We start from the raw sequence: 24,033 nt of genomic DNA, 5'->3' as shown, positions 1-24,033 counted from the left end.
GGCTGGCCGCATGTACTTCACCGACCGCGGTATCGAGGAGCTGGAGAAGCGGCGAGGCGAGGAAGAGGTCACTTTCGAGTGGCTCGCCGAGCAGCTCCGTACGTTCGTCGATCTCAACCCCGACTTCGAGGTGCCGGTCGAGCGCCTCGCGACCTGGCTGGCCCGGCTCGACGACGAGGACGAGGACGAGTAGTCACCCGCGCCCGTCCTCGGCATCCCTGATCCGGTCGTAGGCGAGCCCGAGCGCCCCGTGCGCCAGCAGCAGCGCCCCCGCGAGCACCCATCCGCCGCCGCGGTGGCGGAGCCCCCAGAGGGCCAGCGGCAGTCCGGCCGCGATCTGGGCACCGGCCAGCGCCCGGGCCCTGGGGCCGCGTATCCAGGGGCCGAGGCGGCTGCTCTCGACCGCGTCGAGTTCGGCCCGCACCACCTCGCGCCACCCGGTCCAGACGAGCGGTTCCGCTTCGGGCCGGTCGTCGGCCGCCGCGTACAGCCGGTCGCCGGGGGTGTCCGGGTCCAGGCCGGGCGGAAGGACCAGCCCGATCCGGGTCAGGACGGCGAGCAGCCCGCGCAGCCGGATGCGCGCGTCGACGTCCGGGTCCGGGCGGGTCAGCCCTTCGAGCGACTGGACGTCCAGCACGGGATCGAGGCCGAGGCGCTCGGCGAACGTACGCATGGCCTCGTCCTCGCCGGCCGGGGTGCCGTCGGCGAGCCAGACGTAGCCGACCGGACGGCGGAATCCGGACGCGAGCGTGTAGCCTGCCCGGTCGCCGTCCCACCACAGGGCGAGCACGGGCCACGTCGAGCCGACCGCGAGCGCGGTGACCCAGCCGGCCACGACCCGGTCGACCGGTTCCACGTCCGTATCACCGGCACCGGCACCGCCCTGCCAGGGCTTTCCCTCGGGTACGAGGACGGACCAGCCGTCTCCGGCGGGAGCGAGCAGCATCCGCTCGCGCAGCAGATGGGCCACCGGCCGTACGGTCTCCGGTTCGGCACGGCACAGCAGCAGCGCCCCCGCGGGGGATGTCGCGTTCATGTTCCACACGCTAGGGCAATTTGCCCATATTTGGCGCTCTTTGGTCCATCGGCGACCGCACGACGCGCCTTGACTTCCCCAATCCGCGATATATCGTGTTCAGCAAGAGACGCGATATGTTGCGTCATTCCGTGCCCCCCGGGAGGTCAGATCCATGCCTGTGTCGACATGGGCCATCGCCGAGCCCCAGAAGCTGACCTTCGACGACCCCGTGACGTCACTCAGCGTGCGCATCGTCGGAGGCGCCGTCAATGTCGTCGGCACCGAGGAACCGACCGCCCGGCTGGAGATCTCCGGGATCGAAGGACCGCCGCTGATCGTGACCCAGGAGGACGGCACGCTCACGGTCGCGTACGAGGACCTGCCCTGGCAGAACTTCCTCAAGTGGTTCGACCACAAGGGCTGGCACCGTAGCGCGGTCGTCTCGCTCGCCGTCCCGGCCGGGTCGGCGGTGGAGGTCGGCGTCGTGGGCGCGGGCGCCGTCGTGTCCGGGATCCGCGGGCGTACGGACGTCCGCGGCGTCACCGGCGACACCACGCTGGTCGGGCTCGCGGGGCCGGTCCTGGCCGAGACGGTCTCCGGCAGCGTGGAGGCCCAGTCGGTCACCGGCGAGCTCCGCTTCCATTCGGTCTCGGGCGATCTGACGGTCGTCGAGGGCGCCGGGGCCTCGGTACGGGCGGAATCGGTCAGCGGCAACATGGTGATCGACCTGGACCCGACCGGGAAGCCCACGGACATCCGGCTGACCACGGTCTCCGGCGAGGTCGCCATCCGGCTGCCGCACCCGGCGGACGCGACGGTCGAGGCCAACACCGCGAGCGGCTCCGTCTCCAACGGGTTCGAGGACCTGCGGGTCAGCGGCCAGTGGGGGGCGAAGAAGATCACCGGCACGCTCGGCGCCGGGACCGGGAAGCTGAGGGCGACGACCGTCTCGGGATCGATCGCCCTGCTGCGCCGCCCGCCGGCCGAGGACGGTCCCTACGATGCCGAGCCGACCGGAAAGGTGCTCTGACATGCCCCCCGTATTCGCCCACGGCCGCCTCCGCCTCTACCTGCTGAAACTTCTCGACGAGGCCCCCCGCCACGGCTACGAGGTGATCCGGCTCCTGGAGGAGCGCTTCCAGGGGCTGTACGCCCCCTCGGCGGGCACGGTCTACCCGCGCCTCGCCAAACTGGAGGCCGAGGGCCTCGTCACCCATGCCACCGAGGGCGGCCGCAAGGTCTACTCGATCACCGACGCGGGCCGCGCCGAACTGGCCGGCCGTACGGGCGAACTGGCCGATCTGGAACTGGAGATCCGGGATTCGGTCTCCGAGCTGGCCGCCGAGATACGGGACGACGTACGCGGCGCCGCCGGGAAGCTGCGCAGCGAGATGCGGGCCGCGGCGGACGAGACCAGGCACACGGGTTCCGGTTCCGGTTCCGGTTCCGGCCGCAAGGGTGACTGGGAGTCCGCCTTCGGCGACCTCGGGGACTTCGGCGACAAGGAGGCGTGGCGCGCCGCGAAGGAGGAGCTGCGCAAGGCCAAGCAGGAGTGGAAGGAGCAGGCCCGCCGGGCGAAGGACGAGTCCCGCCGCGCCCGCGAGGAGGCCCAGCAGGCCCGCCGCCAGGCCAAGGAGGCCCAGGACCGGGCGCGTGAGCAGATGCAGAACGCCGCCCGTCAGGTCCAGGAGCACTTCGCCCGGGGCGACTGGCCCTCGGGCGTAAGGGAGGGGCTGGCCGAGATCACCGGCCAGCTGAGCGGCCTCGCCAGGTCGGGCGGCCGGCCCCCGTACATCAAGCCGGAGCCCGCCGACCCCGACTGGGGCAAGGACACCGCCGGCACCGGCGACCCGGCCCGCGACCTGGACCGCTTGCTCGACCGTTTCCGCGACGACATCCGCGACGCGGCCCGGGACCGAGGTGTCACGGAGGAGCAGTTGAAGGAGGCCCGCCACCATCTGTCGACGGCGGCGGCCCACATCGGGGCCCTGCTACGGAAGGGCGACGGCGGGGAGAAGTGACGGGGCGGGGGCGGGCGCCGACCCCGGGGCACGACCCGGGTGGCCCCGGCCCCGGGGCTCAGCCCGCCTTCCTGAGCTGCCCCGCGTCTCCCTCCCCGTCCCCGCCCCCGTACAGCGCGCGGTTCACCGTTCCGTACGTCGCGCCATGTGCGGCGAGCACGTCGGCGACCACGCCGGGGCAGGCGGTGAGCGCCAGGAGGAGGTGCTCGTCGCCGATGCAACGGTCGTGGCGCCCCACCGCGATCCGCAGCGACTTCGTCAGGACGTCCTTCGCCCCGCGGGTGAACGGGCGACGCCCCGCGCCACGCCGCCGGGCCCTGTCCAGCGCACCCTCCCCGTGGGCCTCCTCGACACGGGCGACGATCTCGGTCACATCGATGCCGAGGCCCGCGAGCGCGTCCGTATCGGCCCGGGTCAGCCCGCCGTGGCGGCGGGCCGTGACCAGATCGGCCGCCACGTCCGCACGGCGGTCGGCGAGGCCCAGCGAGGCGGCGGCGAAGGCGGCCCGGCCCTCCTGACGGTCCAGCAGCGCGAGCAGCAGATGCTCCTCGGTGACCGATGCGGCATCGGTCCGTTCGGCATGGGCCACGGCGCCGGTCACGATTTCCCGGGCGCTCCTGGTGAAACGTTCGAACATCAATGCCTCCCGTACTTCTTGTGCACGGCCTGCCGGCTGACGCCCAGTTCGGCCGCGATCTCCTGCCACGACCAGCCCTGCACGCGGGCACTTTTGACCTGTACGGCTTCGAGCTGCTCCAGCAGCCGGCGCAGCGCGGCGACCGCCCGCAGCCCCACCCGGGGGTCGCGGTCACCGGCGCGCGCGGCGAGATCCGTCGCTTCAGTCATGCTGTCAACCTACGTTGACACGGCAGGGTTGTCAACCGTGATTGACAGCCCTGTCGTACGAACGTCTCAGCCGCGCGCGGTCCCGGTCACCGTCACCGTGTCACGGTCCCGGTCACCGTCACCGTGACACGCGACCCCTTGCGGGCGTGGACGCGCACCTCTCCCCCGTGCCTGCGGACCTCGGCACGGCCGTCCACCGAGACCCGCCACCGCCCGGCCGTCGGCGGCAGGGAGATCTCCGTGGTGCCGCGGCGGCCCGCCGTATAGGTGAGCCGGTAGACGCGCGCGTCGTCGTCGTACGTGTCGGAGTGGACGGTTCCGGCAACGGCGGGGGCGTACGGGGTGGCGGTCCGGTCCTTGTTGGCCGCGAAGGCGCCGTTCTCGTCCAGGGCGCAGTAGCCGCCGCCGTAGCACCACACATAGCCCGCCCAGCCCGAGGTGTAGCGGCTCAGGGAGGCCATCGCGTCCCGGTAGAAGCGGCCCATCATCGGCAGCCCGTTGTTCAGCGGGCCCCATTCGCCGACGACGACCGGGATGTGCCGCTGCTCCGGGTACGCGGTGACGGCGGCCTCGTACGACTCGATCCAGCGGGCCGAGGGGTCGTAGTCGGCGCCCGCCTCCATCGCGGTGTTGTAGAAGTGCGGGGCGTAGACGGTCCGTTGGTCCCGGATCGCTCCCAGCCCGGTGGGGACGCCCTCGCCGACGATGGGGGTGGGTTCGACGAACAGCCAGTTGGTGCGGTCGGCCGAACGGACCGCGCGGGCCAGCCGGTTGTACATCGGGGTGAGCTGCCGGGCCTCGATGCGGCGGGCGGCTGTCGCCAGGTCCTCGCCCTGCCCGAGCTCCCCCATCGGCTCGTTGATCAGGTCGTAGCCGAGGACGGCGGGGTGGTGTCCGAAGCGTTCGGCGACGACCTGCCACATCCGCGCCTGGGCGCGCTGGAGGTCGGGGTCCTCGTAGAGATGAGTGAAGGCGCGCTGCACGGCCGGCTCGAAGTACTCCGCGAACCAGTCGTCGGGGTGCGGTGCGAAGGGCAGACCATCGGTGCGGGTCGCCCAGGCCGGGATGCCGCGATGGCCGAACGCCGGGCCGAACACGTCCTGGTGGGCGTCGAGCAGCACCTGGATGTCGTACTTCCGCGCCCAGTCCAGGATCCGCTCGATACGGCGCAGATAGGCGGCGCTGTAGTGGCCCCGGCGCGGTTCCAGGTCGTCCCAGAAGATCAGCAGCCGGGCGAAATCGAAGCCCTTGGCCCGCAGATCCCGGAAGTGTTTCTCGGTGATGGCGGTCAGCGCCTGGTCGCCGCGGTTCGCCTTGTCCTCGACGTTCCAGCCGCGCAGGGTGAGCGTGCGGCCCTCGTCGTCGGTGAGGCGGGGGATGCCGGTCCGCTGTTCCGGTGGTGCGGGGTGTGCGTCGGCGGCGGGGGCGAGGGCCCCCGCCGCGAGCACGAACGAAGTGACGATCGAGGTGAGTACGCTGCCCATCCGCATCCGCGTCCGCATTCGCATGGCGCAGATCAGAGCAGCTCACCCATCACACCTCAAGAGCAGGTGAGCACAATCTTTCCGAACTGGTCGCCCGATTCCAGCCGTTCGAACCCCTCGCGGGCCCGGTCCAGCGGCAGCACCTCGTCGATGACGGGCCGCACACCGGTGGTCGCGCAGAACGCCAGCAGGTCCTCCAGCTCGTCCTTGGAGCCCATGGTCGAGCCGACGACCTTCAGCTCCAGGAAGAAGATCCGGGTCAGCTCGGCGTGCGAGGGCCGGTCACCGCTGGTCGCGCCGGAGATGACGAGCGTGCCGCCGGGGCGCAGCGACTTCACGGAGTGGGACCAGGTGGCCGCCCCGACCGTCTCGATGACCGCGTCGACGCGCTGCGGCAGCCGCGCGCCCGGCTCGAACGCCTCGATCGCGCCGAGTTCGACGGCGCGCTTGCGCTTGGCCTCGTCGCGGCTGGTGGCGTAGATCCGCAGCCCGGCCGCCCGGCCGAGCACGATCGCGGCGGTGGCGACGCCGCCGCCCGCGCCCTGGACGAGGACCGAGTCGCCGGGGCGCACCCCGGCGTTGGTGAAGAGCATCCGGTACGCGGTGAGCCAGGCGGTCGGCAGACAGGCGGCCTGCTCGAAGGTGAGCTCCTTCGGCTTGGGCAGCACGTTCCAGCTGGGGACGGTGACCTGTTCGGCGAAGGTGCCCTGGTAGCGCTCGGTGAGGATGGAGCGGGGTTCCTTCGGGCCGACGCCGTGACCGGTCTGGCCGATGACGGAGTGCAGGACGACTTCGTTGCCGTCCTCGTCGGTTCCGGCCGCGTCGCAGCCGAGGATCATCGGCAGCTTGTCCTCGGCGAGGCCGACGCCGCGCAGGGACCAGAGGTCGTGGTGGTTGAGGGAGGCGGCCCGGACATTGACGGTGGTCCAGCCGGGGCGTGCCTCGGGGGCCGGGCGTTCACCCAGCTCAAGGCCGTTGAGGGGCTGGTCGCGGTCGATGCGGGATGCGTAGGCGGCGAACATGGCCCCGACGATAGGCCGGGGCGCGGCCGGGCGTAACCGGCCACGGGTGTGACGCGCGCCGCGCATTCAAGCCCCTCCGGCGATTGAGGAGCGGGGGTCCGGGGGCGGAGCCCCCGGTTATGGGAAGGTGCGGGGTGGGGAACAAGCCCGCCGCAGGCGCACCCCGCACCCGGGAACCCGCACCCCACCCGCCCCGACGTCAGCGCCGGGCCACGCCCTCCGCCCGTGCGGCGGCCGCCACCGCGGCGGTGACCGCCGGGGCCACCCGCTCGTCGAACGGCGACGGGATCACGTAGTCCGCCGCGAGCTCGTCGCCCACGACGTCGGCCAGCGCGTTCGCCGCGGCGATCTTCATGCCCTCGGTGATCCGGGAGGCCCGGACCTGGAGGGCGCCCGCGAAGATGCCGGGGAAGGCCAGCACATTGTTGATCTGGTTCGGGTAGTCGGACCGCCCGGTCGCCACGACGGCCGCGTACTTGTGCGCGATGTCGGGGTGGACCTCGGGGTTCGGGTTCGCCATGGCGAAGACGAACGCGCCGGGCGCCATCGAGGCGACGGCCGCCTCGGGGACCGTACCGCCGGAGACGCCGATGAAGACGTCCGCGCCCGCCAGCGCGCTCTCCAGCGGGCCGGAGATCCCGGCCCGGTTGGTGAGCTCGGCCAGCTCGCGCTTGACCTCGGTCAGGTCCTCGCGGTCCCGGCTCACGATGCCCTTGCGGTCGGCCACAGCGACATCGCCGAGCCCCGCCTCCAGCAGGAACTTCGCGATGGCCACCCCGGCGGCGCCGGCGCCGGAGATGACGGCGCGCAGATCGCCGAGGCTGCGGCCGGACAGCTTCGCGGCGTTCCGCAGGGCCGCGAGCGTCACGACGGCGGTGCCGTGCTGGTCGTCGTGGAAGACCGGGATGTCGAGCCGCTCCTGGAGCTTGCGCTCGATCTCGAAGCAGCGCGGCGCCGAGATGTCCTCCAGGTTCACGCCGCCGAAGGAGGGCGCGAGCCGGACGACCGTCTCGACGATCTCGTCCGCGTCGGTGGTCGCGAGCGCGATCGGCACCGCGTCGACACCGCCGAACTGCTTGAAGAGGATGGCCTTGCCCTCCATCACCGGGAGGGACGCCTCGGGTCCGATGTCACCGAGGCCGAGCACCGCGGTGCCGTCCGTCACGACGGCGACGACCTGCGACTTCCAGGTGTAGTCGTGGACCAGCTCGGGATTCTCTGCGATGGCGCTGCACACCTTGGCGACGCCGGGCGTGTAGGCGAGGGACAGATCGTCCTTGTCACGGATGGGAACGGTGGCCTGCACGGCCATCTTCCCCCCGCGGTGGAGAGCGAAGGCCGGATCGAACGGCTCATCGGTGGTGCTGTCAGTGGTGCTGTCGCTGCGAGGATTGACGATCTCCGCTGCCATGGTGTTGACCCCTTAAGTCTTCATCGTTTGAGGGTGGCCACTCCTGGTTGAGGAGGGGTGGGCGGGCACCGCGTACGTGCCCCGCGTCGACGGTTGGCCCGCCCCGGCAGGGGGAAATACATACGCGCGGGCGCGCCGCACACGCGCCCTGAGCCCCGGATGAGGGGTGTAAAGGTCTTTCTTACCCGAAGGACCACGTCATGGACGAGTCCAAATCGACTCGGTGACGTGACTCATAGTCGAATATCTGGACAAGTCCGCCGAGCGACGAAAGCGTCCACCAGTCGAGACGCGCCACAGATCTTCCGGCGTGAAGAGGGAAACCCCGCGGATGGTCCGGCCTCGCGTACCGGCCTCCTGAGGTTCGGGGATCGCCCGTTATCCGATTTTGATATGAGCAGCGGCAAGTTTGAGCCAGTCCGAATGGCAAGATGCCCTAATCACACAGGGGGGCGAGTCCACAGTCGTGTGCCCATACCGCCTGGTAACACCACCCTCACCTGCCGGAGGAACCCCGATCATGACCGCAAGCACCACACGTCGCCCGGCCGCGAAATCCAGGATCGCAGCGGTCGGCGCCATCGCGGTCGCCGGCACCATGCTGCTGGCCGCCTGTGGCGACCAGACCAAGAACGGGTCGACGAACCGCTCGTCGGCCCCGCTCTCCGACCTCCTGCCCAAGGAGATCAGGGACAAGGGAGTCATCAAGGTCGGTTCGGACATCGCCTATCCACCGGTCGAGTTCAAGGACAAGTCCGGCAATACGGTCGGCATCGACCCTGACATCGCCGCCGCGATCGGCAAGCAGCTCGGCGTGACCCTCCAGTTCCAGAACGGCACGTTCGACACACTGATCACCGGCCTGCGCTCCAAGCGCTACGACTTGGCGATGTCCTCGATGACCGACACCAAGGACCGCCAGCAGGGCGTCGACTCCGAGACGAAGAAGAAGGTCGGCGAGGGCGTCGACTTCGTCGACTACTTCACCGCAGGTGTCTCGATCTACACCCGGAAGGGCGACGACCAGTCCATCAAGACCTGGGCCGACCTCTGCGGCAAGAAGATCGCGGTCCAGCGCGGCACCGTCTCGCACAACCTCGCCAAGGCCGAGTCGAAGAAGTGCACCGGCGGCAAGAAGATCGCCATCGAGACCTTCGACAACGACCTGGAGGCCCAGACCCGGCTGCGCAGCGGTGGCGTCGACGCCGGTTCCTCCGACTTCCCGGTGGCCGCGTACGCGGTGAAGACCTCGGGCGGCGGCAAGGACTTCCAGATCGTCGGCGAGCAGGTCGAGGCCGCCCCGTACGGCATCGCGGTCGCCAAGGGCAACGACCAGCTGACCAAGGCCATTCAGGCGGCCCTGGAGGCGATCATCAAGAACGGCGAGTACAACAAGATCATCTCCAAGTGGGGTGTGGGGGCCGGCGCGGTCACCGAGGCCAAGCTGAACGGCGGATCCTGAGCAGGCACCGGCGCTGAAAGGTTCTTCCTGTGACTGACATCGAGAAGACGGGGCCGGCCGACCAGCCACCCATACCCTCCACCCCACCATCCGGACCCGAGGCGATCAGGGCCATTCCGGTCCGCCACTACGGCCGGTACGTCTCGGCGGTCGTCGCGATCGGGGCACTCGCCGCGATCGTCTACGCCTTCAGCCAGGGCAAGATCAACTGGGGTGCGGTCCCCGACTACTTCTTCGACCACCGCATCCTCAAGGGCGTCAGCCAGACCCTGCTGCTGACCGCGCTGTCCATGGTCATCGGCATCGTCGGCGGCATCCTGCTGGCCGTGATGCGGCTGTCCAGGAACCCGGTGACCTCGTCGATCGCCTGGTTCTACATCTGGTTCTTCCGCGGCACCCCGGTCCTGGTCCAGCTGTTCGTCTGGTTCAACCTGGGCCTGGTCTTCGAGTACATCGACCTGATGCCGATCTACAAGGACTACTGGTCGAGCTTCATGACGCCGCTGCTGACGGCGCTGCTCGGCCTGGGTCTCAACGAGGCCGCGTACATGGCCGAGATCTGCCGCGCGGGTCTGCTCTCGGTCGACGAGGGCCAGACGGAGGCGTCGCACGCGCTGGGCATGAGCCACGGCAAGACCCTGCGCCGCGTCGTGATCCCGCAGGCCATGCGGGTGATCGTGCCGCCCACGGGCAACGAGGTGATCAACATGCTCAAGACCACGTCGCTGGTGGCGGCCGTGCAGTTCTACGAACTGTTCAAGAACGCCCAGGACATCGGGCAGGCGTCCGGAGCCCCGGTCGAGATGTACTTCCTGGCCGCGGCCTGGTATCTGATCATGACCTCGGTGCTGAGCATCGGCCAGTACTACCTGGAGCGGTACTACGCGCGGGGTTCGAGCCGCAGCCTGCCGCCCACCCCGTTCCAGAAGGTCAGGGCCAATCTCCTGTCCCTGGGCCGCCCGAAGGGAGGCATGGCATGACCGCCATGGTGAAGGCCGAGGCCGTCCACAAGTCCTTCGGCGCCGCGCACATCCTCAAGGGCATCGACCTGGAGGTCGCGCCGCAGGAGGTCTTCTGCCTGATCGGCCCGTCCGGTTCCGGCAAGTCGACGTTCCTCCGGTGCATCAACCACCTGGAGCAGATCAACGCCGGCCGGCTGTACGTCGACGGCGAGCTGGTGGGCTACCGCCAGAAGGGCGACAAGCTCTACGAGCTCAAGGACAGCGAGGTCGCGCTGAAGCGCCGGGACATCGGCATGGTCTTCCAGCGCTTCAACCTCTTCCCGCACATGACGGCGATCGAGAACGTCATGGAGGCCCCCGTCCAGGTCAGGCGCGAGTCCAGGGCCGTCGCGAGGGCGCGGGCCGAGCGGCTGCTGGACCGGGTCGGCCTCGGCGACAAGGCGAAGAACTACCCCTCCCAGCTCTCCGGCGGACAGCAGCAGCGGGTGGCCATCGCCCGCGCCCTGGCCATGGAGCCGAAGCTGATGCTCTTCGACGAGCCGACGTCGGCGCTCGACCCGGAGCTGGTGGGCGATGTCCTGGACGTCATGCGCGGTCTCGCGGAGGACGGCATGACGATGATCGTCGTGACGCATGAGATGGGCTTCGCCCGTGAGGTCGGCGACGCGCTGGTCTTCATGGACGACGGTGTGGTGGTCGAGTCGGGCCACCCGCGCGACGTGCTGACCAACCCGCAACACGACCGGACGAAGTCGTTCCTGTCGAAGGTGCTGTAGGAGCGCGGGAGGAGGGCGGTACGGACCCGGCGTCCGTACCGCCCTCTTCCGTACCTCCTACTTCTTGGGCAGCAGCTCCGGGCTGAGCAGCAGCGCCCGCAACTGGGCACGGGTCAGCGGCGGCGTCTTCATGACAGGCCCCTGCGCCTGCTCGCCCTTGAAGCCGGTGCTGTCACGGATGCTCAGCACACCGCCGTCCTTCAGCACGAGCCGGCCGACCAGCTCCCGTCCCCACTTCGGCGCACCGTCGTAGTTCATCGGGTCGCTCCAGATCGTCAGCACCCCGCCGCCCGGCACCTTCTCGTTCACGCAGTCCGCCATGCCCGGCACCCCGTGGGCGGGCTTGCACGGATCACTCCCCGCGACGCGGCTCCCGGTGTCCAGGTAGCCGATGACGAGATAGCCGACGCCGCCGTCCTTGCGTACGGAGTAGTGCCCGTCCAGCGGTCCCGCCAGATGCGGCATCTCCTGTTCGGAGGTGTCGCCCTTGAGGATGACGGAGAGCGAGACCTGCTCGACGTCCCCGACGCCCTTGGGCAGCACCTTCACCAGTTCCTTCGCCCGGCCGCCGTTCCCCGCGAGCTCGACCGGGGCCGCCACCGTGGTCTCCTGCGTGTCCCCCTTCGGGGCCAGGTTCGGCACGGCGACGGCACCGGCCGCGACCACGGCGACTGCCGCGACCGAGACGCCGACCCGGCGCCGCAGCCGCACCCGGGCGGCTCCGGCGTACACCGTCCGGGTGGAGGTGGCCGGCTGCCCCGCGTCCTCCGCGGCCCGCCCCAGCAGCTCGTGCACGTCGTTGTTCATACCAATTCCTCCGCCATCTCGGCGCGCAGCGCCGCCAACCCCCGAGCCGCGTGGCTCTTGACCGTGTTCTCCCGCATCCCGAGCAGTCCGGCCGTGGCCTCGACGCTCAGGTCCTCCCAGTAGCGCAGCACCAGTACGGCCCGCTGCTTGTCCGTGAGCCGGGCGAGTGCCGCCCGTACCGCCAGCCCGGTGTCCGTGTCCGGCGCCCGGTCGGCGCGGTCGGGCAGTTCGCCGTAGGACTGTTCGCGCCGCCAGAACCGGCGACGGGATGCGATGAAGGTGTTGATCAACGTCTTGCGCGCGTACGCCTCGATGTTGTCGAGCCGTCCGTACCGCCGCCCCCCGAGCACCACCTTGACCAGCGTCGCCTGGACCAGGTCATCGGCCTCGTGCCGGTCGCCGCAGAGCAGGTACGCGCTGCGGAACAGCGCGGTTCGTCCGCCTTCGACGAAGGCGTGCAGCGCGGCATCGTCATCGATCCGCATCGTCGGCGCCCCTCTCCGGGTCCGCGGGTGCGGACCGTCTCACCCTTCCAGTGCGGCGGGAGGCGCGGCGGGTTGCAGCAGAGGACAGAAAAGGAGGGGCGGTACGGGCAACCGGCCCGTACCGCCCCTCCTCGCGGGTGCCGCCGCTACTTCACGGCGAGCACCAGGGTGTCCGAGGGCGAGGCCCAGACGGCCCGCGCCTCACCGAATCCCGCTTCGCGCAGGGTGTCGGTGTGCCAGTGCACGGAGGGCATGTCGCCGTCCGCGTGCTCACCGTAGATCTCGTACCGCTCGGCGGTCGGTCCGGCGAGGACCGGGTCCTTGGCGGCCAGCGCCCACCAGTCGGCCCAGTCGACCGCGCCCGCGGCCTTGGCGCGGTCCATGGCGGCGTGCCGGTGGGCGCGTTCGGCCGCGTTGATCCGGGGCGTCGCGGTGTCGATCATGTGGTCCGCGTTCATGAACACCCCGCCGTCCCTGACGAGCCCGGCGATGTGGCCGTAGAGCGCGGTGAGCGGTTCGGTGTGCAGCCAGTGCAGGGCGGTGGCGGTGAGCACGGCGTCGTACGAGTCGTACGGCAACTGCCCCGCCCACTCGGGGTCCTTGAGGTCGGCGGTGACGAAGGTGACGCGCTCGTCGCCGTCGAAGTAGCCTCGCGCGATGGCGAGCAGCGCCGGGTCGAGATCCACCCCGGTGCTGGTGGCTTCCGGGAACCGCTTGAGCAGCCGGTCCGTAATACTTCCCGTACCGCATGCGAGATCGAGCACCCTCGGCCGCGGCCCCACGAGGGCCTCGACCATGTCCAGCATCACCCGGAACCGCTCCTCGCGGTCGGGCATGTACCACTCCTGCTGCCGGTCCCAGCTCTCCTGCCAGGCCCGCCAGTCCGTACCTGTCGATGTCTCCGCCACCAGGAACCTCCATGTAATACCCTGGAACCACAAACAACCATTACACCGTTCGCTGCATCGACCATAGACCGACGCCGTAAGGACTACAAGTGGAACTGGCCTATTACTCGGACTACGCCGTACGTCTGGTCAACACCGAGGAGCCGGCCCGCAACAAGGACTCCCTCACCTCCGTGGAGGCGGTCCGCGAGCTGTTCGGCGCCAACGGCCAGGCGGCCCGGCGGGCGACCGACGCGGACGTGACCCGATTCAGGTCCGTACGGGGGCGGCTGCGCTCGGTCTTCGAAGCGGCCGACGGCGGTGACGAGACGCTCGCCGTCGACCTGCTCAACTCGCTGCTGCTGGAGTTCCCGGTCAGCCCGCAGATCTCCGGGCACGACATCCGCGACGAGGACGGCAAGCCGGACTGGCACATGCACCTGGCCGACCACCCGTCGAACGCGACGGCCGGGTACGCCGCCATCGCGGCGATGGGCCTCGCCTTCCACCTCACCTCGTACGGGGTCGACCGGCTCGGCCTGTGCGAGGCATCGCCGTGCCGAAACGCCTACCTCGACACCTCGACCAACCGGTCCCGCCGCTACTGCTCGGACCGCTGCGCGACCCGCGCCAATGTGGCCGCCTACCGGGCCCGCAAGCGCCTGGAGACGGAACGGGCGGCCGGCACCGGCCGGAGCGCGGAGACCGCCCAGGCCACCACGCCCCGCACCGACCGCTGATCCTTCTTCAGCGGCCGGTAGCGCGCCCGGACCCTGGCCAGTACGAACTCCTCGGGCACCGCCCCGTAGTCCGTACTGTCCCCGCCCGCGAAGGTGTTGTCGGCCAGCACCCACCAGCCGCCCCGACGGCGCTCGGCGGCCCGCTTCACGATCAGCAGGTCCTGCTGGAACGGATGCCGCAGGATCACCACGTCACCGGGGCGCACCGTCGCCCCGTACTGCACGAGCAGCCAGTCCCCGTGATGGAGCGTCGGCACCATCGACGGCCCGGTCACCTCCACCACCTGGAACGGCACCCGCGCCGCCAACCCTCGGCCGGGCTGCTCCTGCGTCAGCTCAGGCACCTCCGGCACCTCCCGCATCTCTCCGGCACCTCCCCGGTCCGTCCAGTACACGTCCTGTACAGCGTTCCGCGCATTCGGCCACTGGTCCCATCCTCGCCCTGGACTTTTGGCCTAAGCCCATGGGGGCACCCACGAAAACACGTCTCTCACGGAGTAATGTCCCACCTGAGAAGACGATCACGAGGAAGGACAGCTCAATGCTTTCCCGCCTGTTTGCCCCCAAGGTGAAGGTCAGCGCCCACTGCGACCTGCCCTGCGGCGTGTACGACCCGGCCCAGGCCCGCATCGAGGCGGAGTCCGTCAAGGCCGTCCAGGAGAAGTACCAGGCCAACGAGGACCCGCACTTCCGGGCCCGCGCGGTGGTCATCAAGGAGCAGCGCGCCGAGCTCGCCAAGCACCACGTCTCGGTGCTGTGGAGCGACTACTTCAAGCCCCCGCACTTCGAGAAGTACCCGGAGCTGCACCAGCTGGTCAACGACGCCCTCAAGGCCCTGTCGGCCGCGAAGGCCTCCACGGACCCGGCGACCGGCCAGAAGGCGCTGGACTACATCGCCCAGATCGACAAGATCTTCTGGGAGACCAAGAAGGCCTGATCTTCGGCCGGGCTGTCCGACCCGCGGTTTCGCGGCTCGCATCGCCCACCTCCCCGCACCCGGCCCGCAGGCCGCCGAGCACGGCGTCCATGACGGACCGGGTGCGGTCCTATTCGCCCGATCGCAGGTGGGCGTAATCCACTGCTTCGATGGCCGCGCCGGCCATCGGCCGCCGGTCCTGCGGTGAGCGCCACCCGGATCGAGGGCCCGGACGGAGCCTGGAGTCGACTGCGGTGCCGACGGGATTCGAACCCGCGGACGGGGAGGGCAGGTCCGCCCTGTTCCCCTCAGTCGGCGTACGGGTGACCTCCGGACGCCGATCGCAATGGGCCGCTCTGCCACGGCGCCGCAGTCTGTGGGACCGCGCGATCCCGCTACGGTGATCGTAGGGGCAACTCCCCAGCCCGAGAAAGCCGTTTACGAAGGCGTGTGCGGGGGTGTGTGCGAAGCCGTTCGCGAAGGTGTTTGCGAAGCCGTTTACCTGGAACGCGGCCGTGTCGCCGAAGGTTTCGCCTCTCCCGAGGGGACCATATGAAGTCGGCCGATGGCGGTCCCCCGTCGATTCGCTCCTCGTACCACCGATGAGTTCTCGGGGCAGGATCGGTCGATATGGGTGGACATGCGCAGACGTCGGGGCTGCGTACACGAGGGGAGACAGCGATGACCACCGAGGGCTTCACCACATGTCTGTGGTTCGACGGGCAGGCAGAGGAGGCGGCGGAGTACTACCTCTCGGTCTTCAAGAACTCCCGCCTCGGCAGGACCGGCCGCTACACCGAAGCGGGACCCGGGCCTGCCGGATCGGCGATGGCGGTCGAGTTCGAGATCAATGGCCAGAAGTTCGTCGGGCTGAACGGCGGGCCGCAGTTCACCTTCAATGAAGCCATCTCGTTCCAGATCCGGTGCTCGGACCAGGACGAGGTGGACTACTACTGGAGCAGCCTCACCGACGGGGGCGAGGAGGGACCCTGCGGCTGGCTGAAGGACAGGTACGGCGTCTCCTGGCAGGTCGTCCCCGAGGCGCTGATCGACCTGATCGGCGATCAGGACGCCGAGAAGGCCGCGCGGACCACCGCGGCGATGATGACCATGAAGAAGCTGGACGTCGCCGCGCTGCGGAAGGCGCACGACGAGGGCTGAGACGCGCGGACGCGGAGATACCGGAGGACGGATCCGACGGAAGCCGGTGGATCCGGCCGGCATCTCCGCGCCGAGGGTGAGCGGGTGGCGCGGTGGGCGCTCCACCCGCCGTCACCGCCGCGCGCCGCTCCTCGCACGTCGTGGGCCGAGGAAGGCGCCCGCGAGCAGCGCACCGGCCAGGACCAGCGCCGAGTTGACCAGGATCGCGACCGAGACCCCCGAGAGGACGCCTTCGGGGCCGGTGTCGCCGAGGGCGGGACATCCGGGCGGTGGCGACGGCGCTCATGACCGGGATGCCCATGGTGATGCCGACCTGCTGGGTCATGGTGGCGAGGCCGGTGGCCAGCCCCTGTTCCTCGTCGGGGAGTCCGGAGGTCGCGGTGACCATGAAGCCGACGATCATCAGCATGTTGCCGATGCCACCGACGAAGGTGGCCACCAGCAGAAGCGTGATCCACTCCCCCGACGTTCCGAGCGCCACCAGGGAGAGGGTCGCGACGGCCTGGACGACTCCGCCGGTGACGATGGTCGTACGGCTCCCGAACCGGCCGACGGCACGGCCGCCGAGCGTGCCGCCGATCACGGTGCCGATGCCCAGGACGCCGAAGGCGAGGCCGGTGGCGAGCGGTGAGTAGCCGAGGACTTCCTGGAGATAGAGGGTGAGCAGGAAGACCAGCGAAGTCTCGGTGACGAAGGCGATCAGGCCCGCGGTGTTGCCCCAGATGACGCTGCGCCGCTTCAGGATGTGTACGGGGACCAGCGGCGCCGCGGCCCTCTTCTCGACGGCCCGGAAGGCGATGAGCAGCGCAAGCCCCGCGAGGAGTGCGGCCAGGGTGGTGGGCGTGGTCCAGCCGGACTCGCCGGCCTGCGTCAGACCGTGGACGAGCAGCAGCAGGCCGCCGGTGACGGTCACGGCGCCGGGGATGTCGAGCCGGGGGCGCCCGGCGGGCCGCGCGTCGGTGATGACGGACGGGGCGAGGGCGACCACCAGGGCGGCCACGGGCACATTGATGAAGAACGCCCAGCGCCAGGAGAGCAGATCGGTGAGCAGGCCGCCGAGGATGGCGCCGGCGGTGAATCCGGCGGACATCAGCGCCCCGTTGAGACCCAGGGCGCGTTCGCGCAGCGGGCCCTCCTTGAAGGCGGTGGTCAGCAGCGCGAGTCCGGCCGGGGTGACGGCCGCCGTGGCGAGTCCCTGCAGCACCCGTGCCACGAGCAGCACTTCGGGCGAGGTGGCGAGCCCGCCGAGGGCGGAGGAGAGGCCGAGGACGGCCATGCCGACGAGGAACAGCCGCTTGCGGCCGACGAGGTCGGCGATCCGGCCGAAGAGGAGCGTGAAGCCGGCGGCGGCGAGCGCGAACGCGGTGGCGATCCACTGAAGGTGGGAGAGGGAGAAGGCGAGCCCCTCACCGACGACGGGCAGTGCGACGTTCAGGATCGAGAAGTCCACGGCGATCATGAACTGGGCGCCGAGGAGGAGTGCGAGGACGAGCTTCTGCCGTCCGGTCATGCGGGTCTTCGACGGGGAAACGGCGGGAGCGGCGAGGCCGGTCGTATCCGACGGGGCGTGACTGGGTGCGGACATGATGGGTCTTCCTCAGGGAGAGGTTTTAACGGGGCTTGAGTTCCGTTAAGGTGGAGTCACCGTAGCAGAGGAAGAGTTACTAATGGAACTGGAGACCCGTTATGGCTTCTGAGGGTGTGGAGCCGGGCAGCGTCCGGCCCGGTGGGCGTACCGCCCGGGTCCGCGAATCGGTCCTGCGCGCGGCGGGCGACGCCCTGGCCGAGCACGGCTTCGACCGCCTGGACCTCGCCGATGTCGCGCGCCGGGCGGAGGTCGGCAAGACGACCGTCTACCGGCGCTGGTCCACCCCCACCGGTCTGATCGCGGACCTGCTCGACGACATGGCCGAGCAGTCCTCGCCCCGTACGGCCACGGGTTCCCTGGCCGAGGACCTCAGGGCCAACGCGCGGCTGGTGGTCACGACCCTCTCCGACCCGCGGCAGGGCGCGCTCTTCAAGTCCGTGATCGCCGCGGCCACCTGCGACCCGCGCACGGCCGAGGCGCTGCACCGGTTCTACGCGATCCGCATCAAGGAGTGGTCCGGCTGTGTCACCGAGGCCGTCGAGCGCGGGGAACTGCCCGCGGGGACGGACCCGGACGAGGTGATCCGCGCCGTATCGGCACCGCTCTACTACCGGTTGCTGGCCAGCGGCGACCCGCTCGACGAAGCGGCGGCCGACCGTGCCGCCGAGGCCGCCGAGGCGGCGGCACGGTCGGGCGCGTACGTGAGCTGACGGCAGGCCGCCCCGTCAGCCCGCCGGGTGGGCGCGCAGACGGACCGCCCACGGGTGCCCGGCGCCCTGGGCCAGGGTGATGGTCGCGGTCAGCCAGGCGCGCTGGTCCGCGGTGAGGACCGGCAGCGCCTTCGCGAAGTCCTCCTCGTCCTTGGGGCGCGGGGACCCGGCCTTGTACAGGAGCTGTACCTCGGGGCAGAGGTACGGAACGCCGTCCCCGGAGACGCGGCCGAGCCGGTCGAGCGGCAGGCGGATGCGGGGATCGCGGCGGAACAGCCAGTCGTCGCCCTCCGCGTCGTCGAGCATGAGCTGGACGCGCCAGGGTTCGTCGGGCCCCGGGCGGCACCAGATGTCGTGCACGTACGGCGGCAGCACCTCGCCGGCGAGCCAGGGACGCAGGGTGCCGGGCGGGTCCGCGGCCCACCACTCCCAGCCCGCCAGGAGACGCTGGGCGGCGAGCTGGTCGCGGCGGAGCAGGAGCACGTCGATGTCGCCGTGGTCCCGGAAGGTGTGGCCCACGGCGAATTCGACCGCGTATCCCCCGGCGATCCACCAGGGGACGCGCAACGGCGCGAAGAGGCGGGCGGCCTCGTCCGGCGGGGGCGGATCCCAGGGACCCCACGGAGTTTCCGTACGCATGGCCGCAGGCCCCTTTCCCTCTCCGGCACCGCCCGCTGTGGGGTCAGTCCGTCTTCAGCAGATGCCGGTAGCTGTCCGGATGCTCCCTCAGGAAGGTGGCCAGGCTCGTCGCCGGATGGCCGGTGAGGTCCGGCACGGCGTCCGAGACCGTGGCCATCTCGCCGGTGGCGATGGCCTCGTACGACGTCACCCAGCCGACCACCTCCCAGTCCTCGGCACCGTACTGCGCCCGGGAGGCGTAGGCCTCCTCACGGGTCTCCGCCACGTAGGTGATGGTCCGGCCGGTGACCCTGCCGAGCTCCTCGGCAGCCTCGGCGAGGGTGAACGCCTCGGGGCCCGTCAGATCGTAGGTGATCCCGTCGTAGCGGGTGTCGGCACTCTCGGTGTCGGCCAGCAGGACGGCGATCGCGACGTCCGCGATGTCGTCGTGCGCCACCGCCGCCACCCGGCCGTCGCCGCCGGGGCCGCGCAGCACCCCGTCGGCGCCGGTCATGGCCGGGATCCCGGCGAGATACAGGCTGTCGCGGAGAAAGGTGTAGCGGACATCGGCGGCCCGGATGTGCGCCTCGGTGTGCCAGTGGTCCCGGGCGAAGGTGAACGTGGCGTCGGGTGCCGCGCCCAGGAAGGAGACGTACACGATGCGTTCGACGCCCACGGCGACCGCCGCGTCCACGGCCGTCATGTGCTCGCGCACCCGGTCCGGGCTCTCGTGCGCCGAGACGAGGAACAGCGTGTGCGCCCCGGCCAGGGCACGGCGCATGGCCTCCCCGTCGCCGTACGGGGCGGGCGGGGCGGCGACGGCGCCGGGCAGTTCGGGCAGCCGGGACGGGTCGCGCCCGAGGAGCCGCACGGGCACTCCGGCGCGCGCCAGGCGCCGGGCGACACGGCCGCCGACGGCTCCGCTCGCGCCGGTGACCGCGACGATGGGGGCGCCCGGATTTTCCGGGACGGTGGGGGGTGGGTTGTTCATGCGGGGTCACCTTCCTTGCGTGGCCAGGGCCGCACCTCCACGACCGCGTCCACCGGGACGGGGCCGTAGATGTGCGGGAACTCCTCGCCGCCGGGCGCGACGGACTCGTACCGTACGGACACCGGGAGCCGGTCGGGATCGATGACGAGGACCACGAGTTCCTGGTCGCCGGTCCCGGCCCCGCTCCCGGCGCCGTACAGCATCTCGGCCACGCCGGTGAGCTGGTGCGGCAGCGAGCAGTGGATGAAGCCCTCTTCGTGCAGGGTGCGGCCGCGGGTGGACATCTCGTACGTCCCGATCCCGCGGGCCGCCTCCCACAGGGGGCCTTCGGTGAGGTGCAGCAGCAGTTCGGCCATGGGCCAAAACTAGCCGCGTCGACGCGCCCTGCGGGCCATCAGCGTGGCCGCCGATCCGGCCACGAGCAGAACGGCGGCGATCCCGCCGAGAATCCACTCACCGCCGTGCGCACCCGTGTGCGGGAGCTCCCCTCCGGGATGGGGCTTGTGCGGCCAGGTGCCGGGCTCGTCGAGCTCGTCGGGCTTGTGCGGCCAGGTGTGGGTCGGCGTGGGCTTCGGCCCCGGCGTGTGGGTGGGGGTGTCCGTCGGAGTCGGGATCGGGGTCGGGGTCGGGGTCGGCGTGGGCGTGTCCGTCGGAGTCGGGGTCGGCGTGTCCGTCGGCTCCTCGCCGCAGGTCGGCAGGTCCCCGTCGAAGGGGTAGGCGTGCAGCTCCTGGCCGCCCGACTCGCCCGCCGACGTGTGGGTCAGTGAACCGGCGGTGCAGAAGCGGCCGTTGGTGCCGCTCATGTCCAAGGTGGCCGTACTCGACTGCTGGCCGATCAGCACGCTGCCCTGGAACTGACCGGTGCCGTGCAGCCCGACCTCGGTGGCGTCCGGGAAGTTCCACAGCAGGTGCTCGCGGAGTCCGGCCTGCGGCAGCGAGCCCATCAGCGTGTTGATGTTGCGGCTGCTCCCGTAGACGTTGACGAGCACCGTCGCACCGTCCGGGATGGCGTTGAACGAGATGCCCTGCTGGCCGCCCTGCGCCGACACCACATCCGCGTCCACGGCGAAGACCTGGAGGGGCGAAGTGCCGTCACCGGTGAAGACGGTCTCGAAACCGGAGTTCACCACGGCGCCCGTGGCGGGACGGCGGTGGTCCTGGTTGTCGTCGTACGCGTAACAGTGGCTGGCCGCGGTCAGCTGGTCGCGCAGCGCCGTGTACGGGTCCGTGGCGGCCGGGTCGCGGACCGGGGCCGGGATCACCGTTCCGCCGACGTTCCGGGCGTACTTGACCACACCGTGGTTCGCTCCCTCCTCGGCGAGCAGCCGCTGCCCGTTCGCGACGGTCAGGTCCCCGCCCACGGTCAGATGGTCGGAGCCGTTGGGGGGCGGCACCCGGGAGCCCACGCCCGCCACGCCGACGTTGTAGATCTGCGAGGCGCCTTCGCGCTTGTTCATGTCGAACTGTCCGAGGGTGACGATCTTCCCCTCGGCCTCGGCGGCGGCCTCCCGGACCAGGAAGTCGCCGCCGACGAAGATGTTGATGTTGCTGTCGTGATGGGTGACGGGCCCGTTGTTCGGATCGAGCCAGGTCGTCGGGCAGTCGCTGCCCAGACACGGGCCGAGCCCGCCGGGCAGCGGGTCGGCGAGAGCGATGGACGCCGTCGTGCCCACCATGGCCGCGGCTGCCGCCGTGGCCACCGCCGCTCGGATACCTTTGCCGCGCCTCCGCACTTGTGTTGCCATAAGGGGCAATATGCAGCTTTGTGTACCAAGTGACAGGAATGCCACGCCCGGATCGAGCCCTATGCACCCGGATACACGGGGCCGCGACCGGGTACGCCCGTGCGTGCGAGCGCGCGCCGGGCCGTCCCCGGCAGCGTGCCCATGGTGTCCGGCGGTGCGTCAGGCCGAGTCCGCCAGGAGTTCGGCCTCCACGCGCGGGTCCAGGCCGACCGCGGGCCGGTCCGGTCGCTGCGGGGGCTTCCCGCCCAGCTCCTCCAGCCACTTCCAGGTGTCGGCGACCGTCTCCTCGACCGGGCGGCAGCGCAGGCCGGTCGCGTACGCCTTGCCGACGTCACCCCCGTGGATCGTGTCGTACAGCTCGCCCGGCGGCAGCCAGACCGGCAGATCGGTCCACGGCTCCACACCCGCCGCGAGGATCTTCTCCGCGGGCGTCCAGCGCAGTGCCGCGTCGGAGCCGGTGGCCCGTACGCAGGCGTCCAGCAGTTGCCCCATGGTGGCGTGGCCCGAGCGGCTGACCAGGTTGTACGGCCCGTGCAGACCGCTGCCGGCCGCGTCCAGCAGCCAGTTCGCGAGGTCGCGGGCGTCGATGTACTGAAGCATCAGATCCGGTGTGCCCGGGGCCAGTACGGGTCCTCCGCGGGCGATCCGCAGCAGCCACCAGGGCAGTCTGCCGATGTTCTCCCAGGGACCCAGGATCAGCCCCGCGCGGGCGAGGAGGGCCCGGTCGCCGAAGGCGTCGAGCGCGGCCAGTTCGCCGCCGCGTTTGGCCAGGGGGTACGAGACGTCCCCGCCCGCGTCGGGCGAGGCGCCGGACACCACCGGGCCCTCCTCCGGCAGACCGGCCGGGGCCGGGGAGTCGTACACGGAGCGGCTGGAGACATAGGCGTACCGGGCGGCCCGGCCGGCCAGCAGACGGGCCGCGTCCCGTACGGCCGAGGGGGCACCGCTCCAGGTGTCGACCACCAGGTCCCAGGCGTACCCGCCGGGGCCCTCGCCGGATCCGGCCAGGGCCGCGAGGCCGTCCTCGGTGGTGCGGTCGCCGAGGAGTTCCGTCACGCCCGGCGGGGGTGCGTGCCGGCCGCGGTGGAACACCGTGACGTCCCAGCCGCGCGCCAGCGCCGCCTCGGTGACGGCGCGCCCCACGAATTCCGTACCACCCAGCATCAGAAGCCTCATGGGACCGACTCTGCCCGCCGGGCGGCCCGGTGGGAACCGGTCCTCGCTCTCGGCGGAATCGGGAACCGGTCCCTCACGGCGTGCGGGCCAGCGGGCTGCGGTTGCGCAGCAGCCACTGGTGGTACCCGGCCGCGCGCCGGGCCGCCTCCCGGTAGGCCGCCTCCAACTCCCCGTACACCGTGGCCGTGTCGGTGCCCGGCCGGGACACCAGCAGCAGCCGTACGGCGAGGGGGTCGTCGCGCAGCGGGCGGATCGCCATGTCGTCGCGCGGTCCGGAGGTGGGCTGGCAGGGGGCGACCGCCTCGCCGAGCACGACGAGGGAGGCGGCGGTGAGGTAGTCGCCGTGCAGGACGGTCGGTGCCAGGCCGGCCTCGCCGAACACCCGGCGCAGCCCGTCCCATTCGCCGTCCACCGTGGGGTCGACCATCCACCGGTCGGCCGCCAGGTCGACGAGGTCGACCACGGGGCGGGCGGCGGCCGGGTGGTCCCGGGCCATGGAGATGAACTGCGGTTCGCGGTCCAGGAGTACGCGCTGTTCCAGGCCGTCGGGGACGGCCAGCGGGCAGCCCTCGACCTCGTGCACGAAGGCGACGTCGAGCCCGCCCGCCCCGACATCGCGCAGCAGTGCGCCGGCCGATACGTCGACCCGCAGCGAGATGTCCGTACCGGGCAGCCGGAGCCGCAGCCTGCGCAGCCAGCCGCCGATGACCCGGCTCGCCGTACAGCCGATGCGCAGCCGGGGCCCGGAGGCCCGGACCGCATCCGCATCCGCCTCCGCCTTCGCGTCGCTGACCAGCGCGGTCATTCCGTCGACCAGGGGGCGGGCCCGGCTGAGAACGGAACGGCCGAGCAACGTCGGGCGGCAGCCGGTCCGTTCACGGCGGAACAGCTCGGCGCCCAGGGTGTTCTCGATCCGGCGCAGCTGGGTGGTCAGGGAGGGCTGGCTCACGCCCAGCCTGCGGGCGGCTTGGTGCAGGCTGCCCGTATCCGCGATGGCGCACAGCGCCCTGAGGTGTCTCACCTCAAGCTCCATACGGTCGAGCGTAGGGCGGCGGGCGGCTGTCGCACCAGACTCCCCAATCGCACCAAAGTCCGTTAATTCACCTGGAGTTGTGGGACTCTTCGACGGCGGTACCGGAGTTGGCGATAGTTCGGTGCTATCGCCGGTTGACATCATCCGCCACGGCTTCCGCTCCCCGACACTCTC

The 24,033-nt window shown here is 71.0% G+C and carries 26 protein-coding genes, 1 tRNA gene and 1 pseudogene; 10 read left to right on the top strand and 18 right to left on the bottom strand.

The window, feature by feature from the left end; translation table 11 throughout:
- The first annotated feature begins 10 nt into the window (after positions 1 to 10).
- Complete coding sequence (locus ACFVX4_RS24330; RefSeq protein WP_003961784.1) at positions 11 to 193, top strand: DUF6104 family protein; 183 nt, start codon at positions 11 to 13, stop codon at positions 191 to 193.
- On the opposite strand, the gene ACFVX4_RS24325 is transcribed toward ACFVX4_RS24330, so the two are convergent.
- Positions 194 to 1,036, bottom strand: coding sequence for a hypothetical protein (locus tag ACFVX4_RS24325; RefSeq protein ID WP_389980759.1), 843 nt, complete (start codon positions 1,034 to 1,036; stop codon positions 194 to 196). It lies immediately after the preceding gene.
- Positions 1,037 to 1,190: 154 nt separating this feature from the next.
- On the opposite strand from ACFVX4_RS24325, the gene ACFVX4_RS24320 reads away from it, so the two are divergent.
- Positions 1,191 to 2,048: a DUF4097 domain-containing protein gene (locus tag ACFVX4_RS24320; protein WP_389980757.1), complete on the top strand. Its 858-nt coding sequence runs from the start codon at positions 1,191 to 1,193 to the stop codon at positions 2,046 to 2,048.
- A 1-nt stretch (position 2,049) separates the two neighbouring features.
- Positions 2,050 to 3,039: a helix-turn-helix transcriptional regulator gene (locus tag ACFVX4_RS24315; RefSeq protein WP_389980755.1), complete on the top strand. Its 990-nt coding sequence runs from the start codon at positions 2,050 to 2,052 to the stop codon at positions 3,037 to 3,039.
- A 58-nt stretch (positions 3,040 to 3,097) separates the two neighbouring features.
- On the opposite strand, the gene ACFVX4_RS24310 is transcribed toward ACFVX4_RS24315, so the two are convergent.
- The 5 genes from ACFVX4_RS24310 to ACFVX4_RS24290 form a co-directional block, all read right to left on the bottom strand.
- On the bottom strand, positions 3,098 to 3,676 hold the full coding sequence (locus ACFVX4_RS24310; protein WP_389980753.1) for a Clp protease N-terminal domain-containing protein: 579 nt from the start codon (positions 3,674 to 3,676) through the stop codon (positions 3,098 to 3,100).
- Positions 3,676 to 3,885 (bottom strand): sigma factor-like helix-turn-helix DNA-binding protein, encoded by a 210-nt coding sequence (locus ACFVX4_RS24305; protein ID WP_389980751.1) that lies wholly within the window; start codon positions 3,883 to 3,885, stop codon positions 3,676 to 3,678. Before ACFVX4_RS24305 ends, ACFVX4_RS24310 begins: the two co-directional genes overlap by 1 nt.
- Positions 3,886 to 3,977: 92 nt before the next feature.
- Positions 3,978 to 5,393: a cellulase family glycosylhydrolase gene (locus tag ACFVX4_RS24300; RefSeq protein ID WP_389980749.1), complete on the bottom strand. Its 1,416-nt coding sequence runs from the start codon at positions 5,391 to 5,393 to the stop codon at positions 3,978 to 3,980.
- A gap of 32 nt (positions 5,394 to 5,425) precedes the next feature.
- Complete coding sequence (locus tag ACFVX4_RS24295) at positions 5,426 to 6,391, bottom strand: zinc-binding dehydrogenase (protein WP_385329421.1); 966 nt, start codon at positions 6,389 to 6,391, stop codon at positions 5,426 to 5,428.
- 199 nt (positions 6,392 to 6,590) lie between these two features.
- The gene (locus tag ACFVX4_RS24290) at positions 6,591 to 7,802 is read right to left on the bottom strand and encodes an NADP-dependent malic enzyme (RefSeq protein WP_385329419.1); all 1,212 of its coding nucleotides are present in this window, start codon (positions 7,800 to 7,802) and stop codon (positions 6,591 to 6,593) included.
- A 520-nt stretch (positions 7,803 to 8,322) separates the two neighbouring features.
- Here ACFVX4_RS24290 and ACFVX4_RS24285 point away from each other — a divergent pair.
- Genes ACFVX4_RS24285 through ACFVX4_RS24275 form a run of 3 tightly spaced genes read left to right on the top strand, consistent with a single transcriptional unit; the run spans position 8,323 to position 11,002 of the window.
- Positions 8,323 to 9,264 (top strand): ABC transporter substrate-binding protein, encoded by a 942-nt coding sequence (locus tag ACFVX4_RS24285; protein WP_389980747.1) that lies wholly within the window; start codon positions 8,323 to 8,325, stop codon positions 9,262 to 9,264.
- 29 nt (positions 9,265 to 9,293) lie between these two features.
- On the top strand, positions 9,294 to 10,244 hold the full coding sequence (locus ACFVX4_RS24280; RefSeq protein WP_389980745.1) for an amino acid ABC transporter permease: 951 nt from the start codon (positions 9,294 to 9,296) through the stop codon (positions 10,242 to 10,244).
- Positions 10,241 to 11,002 carry an amino acid ABC transporter ATP-binding protein gene (locus ACFVX4_RS24275; protein WP_389980743.1) on the top strand — a complete coding sequence of 254 codons (762 nt, stop codon included), beginning with the start codon at positions 10,241 to 10,243 and terminating at the stop codon, positions 11,000 to 11,002. The genes ACFVX4_RS24280 and ACFVX4_RS24275 overlap by 4 nt, the downstream gene beginning before the upstream one ends.
- Positions 11,003 to 11,059: 57 nt before the next feature.
- On the opposite strand, the gene ACFVX4_RS24270 is transcribed toward ACFVX4_RS24275, so the two are convergent.
- The 3 genes from ACFVX4_RS24270 to ACFVX4_RS24260 form a co-directional block, all read right to left on the bottom strand.
- Positions 11,060 to 11,809, bottom strand: a complete 750-nt coding sequence (locus ACFVX4_RS24270) for a hypothetical protein (protein WP_389980741.1) — start codon at positions 11,807 to 11,809, stop codon at positions 11,060 to 11,062.
- Entirely contained in the window at positions 11,806 to 12,294 is a 489-nt protein-coding gene (locus ACFVX4_RS24265; RefSeq protein ID WP_389980739.1) for a sigma-70 family RNA polymerase sigma factor, read from the bottom strand. Before ACFVX4_RS24265 ends, ACFVX4_RS24270 begins: the two co-directional genes overlap by 4 nt.
- A 146-nt stretch (positions 12,295 to 12,440) precedes the next feature.
- Positions 12,441 to 13,202: a class I SAM-dependent methyltransferase gene (locus ACFVX4_RS24260; RefSeq protein ID WP_389980737.1), complete on the bottom strand. Its 762-nt coding sequence runs from the start codon at positions 13,200 to 13,202 to the stop codon at positions 12,441 to 12,443.
- Between the two features lie 89 nt (positions 13,203 to 13,291).
- On the opposite strand from ACFVX4_RS24260, the gene ACFVX4_RS24255 reads away from it, so the two are divergent.
- On the top strand, positions 13,292 to 13,921 hold the full coding sequence (locus ACFVX4_RS24255; RefSeq protein ID WP_389980735.1) for a CGNR zinc finger domain-containing protein: 630 nt from the start codon (positions 13,292 to 13,294) through the stop codon (positions 13,919 to 13,921).
- On the opposite strand, the gene sodX is transcribed toward ACFVX4_RS24255, so the two are convergent.
- Entirely contained in the window at positions 13,825 to 14,283 is a 459-nt protein-coding gene (sodX, locus tag ACFVX4_RS24250) for a nickel-type superoxide dismutase maturation protease (RefSeq protein ID WP_389980733.1), read from the bottom strand. The genes ACFVX4_RS24255 and sodX overlap by 97 nt on opposite strands.
- A 179-nt stretch (positions 14,284 to 14,462) precedes the next feature.
- Between sodX and sodN the strand changes: the two genes are divergently transcribed.
- The gene (gene sodN, locus ACFVX4_RS24245) at positions 14,463 to 14,858 is read left to right on the top strand and encodes a superoxide dismutase, Ni (RefSeq protein WP_093899557.1); all 396 of its coding nucleotides are present in this window, start codon (positions 14,463 to 14,465) and stop codon (positions 14,856 to 14,858) included.
- 231 nt (positions 14,859 to 15,089) lie between these two features.
- Here sodN and ACFVX4_RS24240 read toward each other — a convergent pair.
- Positions 15,090 to 15,206 (bottom strand) — tRNA-OTHER (locus ACFVX4_RS24240).
- A gap of 312 nt (positions 15,207 to 15,518) precedes the next feature.
- On the opposite strand from ACFVX4_RS24240, the gene ACFVX4_RS24235 reads away from it, so the two are divergent.
- Positions 15,519 to 15,998, top strand: a complete 480-nt coding sequence (locus ACFVX4_RS24235) for a VOC family protein (RefSeq protein WP_389980731.1) — start codon at positions 15,519 to 15,521, stop codon at positions 15,996 to 15,998.
- A gap of 111 nt (positions 15,999 to 16,109) precedes the next feature.
- Here ACFVX4_RS24235 and ACFVX4_RS24230 read toward each other — a convergent pair.
- A pseudogene (locus ACFVX4_RS24230) lies at positions 16,110 to 17,583 on the bottom strand (MFS transporter).
- A gap of 101 nt (positions 17,584 to 17,684) precedes the next feature.
- Between ACFVX4_RS24230 and ACFVX4_RS24225 the strand changes: the two are divergent.
- On the top strand, positions 17,685 to 18,296 hold the full coding sequence (locus ACFVX4_RS24225; RefSeq protein ID WP_389980729.1) for a TetR/AcrR family transcriptional regulator: 612 nt from the start codon (positions 17,685 to 17,687) through the stop codon (positions 18,294 to 18,296).
- A 15-nt stretch (positions 18,297 to 18,311) separates the two neighbouring features.
- On the opposite strand, the gene ACFVX4_RS24220 is transcribed toward ACFVX4_RS24225, so the two are convergent.
- The 6 genes from ACFVX4_RS24220 to ACFVX4_RS24195 form a co-directional block, all read right to left on the bottom strand.
- On the bottom strand, positions 18,312 to 18,935 hold the full coding sequence (locus ACFVX4_RS24220; protein WP_389980727.1) for a nucleotidyltransferase domain-containing protein: 624 nt from the start codon (positions 18,933 to 18,935) through the stop codon (positions 18,312 to 18,314).
- Positions 18,936 to 18,978: 43 nt separating this feature from the next.
- On the bottom strand, positions 18,979 to 19,905 hold the full coding sequence (locus ACFVX4_RS24215; RefSeq protein WP_389980725.1) for an NAD(P)H-binding protein: 927 nt from the start codon (positions 19,903 to 19,905) through the stop codon (positions 18,979 to 18,981).
- Positions 19,902 to 20,261, bottom strand: a complete 360-nt coding sequence (locus ACFVX4_RS24210) for a DUF952 domain-containing protein (RefSeq protein WP_389980723.1) — start codon at positions 20,259 to 20,261, stop codon at positions 19,902 to 19,904. Before ACFVX4_RS24210 ends, ACFVX4_RS24215 begins: the two co-directional genes overlap by 4 nt.
- A gap of 9 nt (positions 20,262 to 20,270) precedes the next feature.
- The gene (locus ACFVX4_RS24205) at positions 20,271 to 21,605 is read right to left on the bottom strand and encodes a choice-of-anchor A family protein (protein WP_389980721.1); all 1,335 of its coding nucleotides are present in this window, start codon (positions 21,603 to 21,605) and stop codon (positions 20,271 to 20,273) included.
- 204 nt (positions 21,606 to 21,809) lie between these two features.
- The gene (locus ACFVX4_RS24200; RefSeq protein ID WP_389980815.1) at positions 21,810 to 22,814 is read right to left on the bottom strand and encodes a reductase; all 1,005 of its coding nucleotides are present in this window, start codon (positions 22,812 to 22,814) and stop codon (positions 21,810 to 21,812) included.
- 85 nt (positions 22,815 to 22,899) lie between these two features.
- Positions 22,900 to 23,859: a LysR family transcriptional regulator gene (locus ACFVX4_RS24195; protein ID WP_389980719.1), complete on the bottom strand. Its 960-nt coding sequence runs from the start codon at positions 23,857 to 23,859 to the stop codon at positions 22,900 to 22,902.
- Positions 23,860 to 24,033 lie beyond the last annotated feature (174 nt).

Origin of the sequence: Streptomyces sp. NPDC058240 (assembly GCF_042882135.1) — a bacterium.
GTDB lineage: Bacteria > Actinomycetota > Actinomycetes > Streptomycetales > Streptomycetaceae > Streptomyces.
The sequence above is the reverse complement of the archived record's forward strand: the minus strand, read 5'-3'. Positions and strand labels throughout refer to the sequence as shown.

Bases quoted from the DNA above. Each gene is read 5' to 3' on its own strand.
- ACFVX4_RS24300 (WP_389980749.1), bottom strand. From the start codon at position 5,393: ATGCGAATGCGGACGCGGATGCGGATGGGCAGCGTACTCACCTCGATC.
- ACFVX4_RS24225 (WP_389980729.1), top strand. From the start codon at position 17,685: ATGGCTTCTGAGGGTGTGGAGCCGGGCAGCGTCCGGCCCGGTGGGCGT.
- ACFVX4_RS24290 (WP_385329419.1), bottom strand. From the start codon at position 7,802: ATGGCAGCGGAGATCGTCAATCCTCGCAGCGACAGCACCACTGACAGC.
- ACFVX4_RS24295 (WP_385329421.1), bottom strand. From the start codon at position 6,391: ATGTTCGCCGCCTACGCATCCCGCATCGACCGCGACCAGCCCCTCAAC.
- ACFVX4_RS24220 (WP_389980727.1), bottom strand. From the start codon at position 18,935: ATGCGTACGGAAACTCCGTGGGGTCCCTGGGATCCGCCCCCGCCGGAC.
- ACFVX4_RS24275 (WP_389980743.1), top strand. From the start codon at position 10,241: ATGACCGCCATGGTGAAGGCCGAGGCCGTCCACAAGTCCTTCGGCGCC.
- sodX (WP_389980733.1), bottom strand. From the start codon at position 14,283: ATGCGGGAGGTGCCGGAGGTGCCTGAGCTGACGCAGGAGCAGCCCGGC.
- ACFVX4_RS24305 (WP_389980751.1), bottom strand. From the start codon at position 3,885: ATGACTGAAGCGACGGATCTCGCCGCGCGCGCCGGTGACCGCGACCCC.
- ACFVX4_RS24215 (WP_389980725.1), bottom strand. From the start codon at position 19,905: ATGAACAACCCACCCCCCACCGTCCCGGAAAATCCGGGCGCCCCCATC.
- ACFVX4_RS24235 (WP_389980731.1), top strand. From the start codon at position 15,519: ATGACCACCGAGGGCTTCACCACATGTCTGTGGTTCGACGGGCAGGCA.
- ACFVX4_RS24285 (WP_389980747.1), top strand. From the start codon at position 8,323: ATGACCGCAAGCACCACACGTCGCCCGGCCGCGAAATCCAGGATCGCA.
- ACFVX4_RS24310 (WP_389980753.1), bottom strand. From the start codon at position 3,676: ATGTTCGAACGTTTCACCAGGAGCGCCCGGGAAATCGTGACCGGCGCC.
- ACFVX4_RS24325 (WP_389980759.1), bottom strand. From the start codon at position 1,036: ATGAACGCGACATCCCCCGCGGGGGCGCTGCTGCTGTGCCGTGCCGAA.
- ACFVX4_RS24265 (WP_389980739.1), bottom strand. From the start codon at position 12,294: ATGCGGATCGATGACGATGCCGCGCTGCACGCCTTCGTCGAAGGCGGA.
- ACFVX4_RS24320 (WP_389980757.1), top strand. From the start codon at position 1,191: ATGCCTGTGTCGACATGGGCCATCGCCGAGCCCCAGAAGCTGACCTTC.
- ACFVX4_RS24330 (WP_003961784.1), top strand. From the start codon at position 11: ATGTACTTCACCGACCGCGGTATCGAGGAGCTGGAGAAGCGGCGAGGC.
- ACFVX4_RS24210 (WP_389980723.1), bottom strand. From the start codon at position 20,261: ATGGCCGAACTGCTGCTGCACCTCACCGAAGGCCCCCTGTGGGAGGCG.
- ACFVX4_RS24315 (WP_389980755.1), top strand. From the start codon at position 2,050: ATGCCCCCCGTATTCGCCCACGGCCGCCTCCGCCTCTACCTGCTGAAA.
- ACFVX4_RS24200 (WP_389980815.1), bottom strand. From the start codon at position 22,814: ATGCTGGGTGGTACGGAATTCGTGGGGCGCGCCGTCACCGAGGCGGCG.
- sodN (WP_093899557.1), top strand. From the start codon at position 14,463: ATGCTTTCCCGCCTGTTTGCCCCCAAGGTGAAGGTCAGCGCCCACTGC.
- ACFVX4_RS24270 (WP_389980741.1), bottom strand. From the start codon at position 11,809: ATGAACAACGACGTGCACGAGCTGCTGGGGCGGGCCGCGGAGGACGCG.
- ACFVX4_RS24195 (WP_389980719.1), bottom strand. From the start codon at position 23,859: ATGGAGCTTGAGGTGAGACACCTCAGGGCGCTGTGCGCCATCGCGGAT.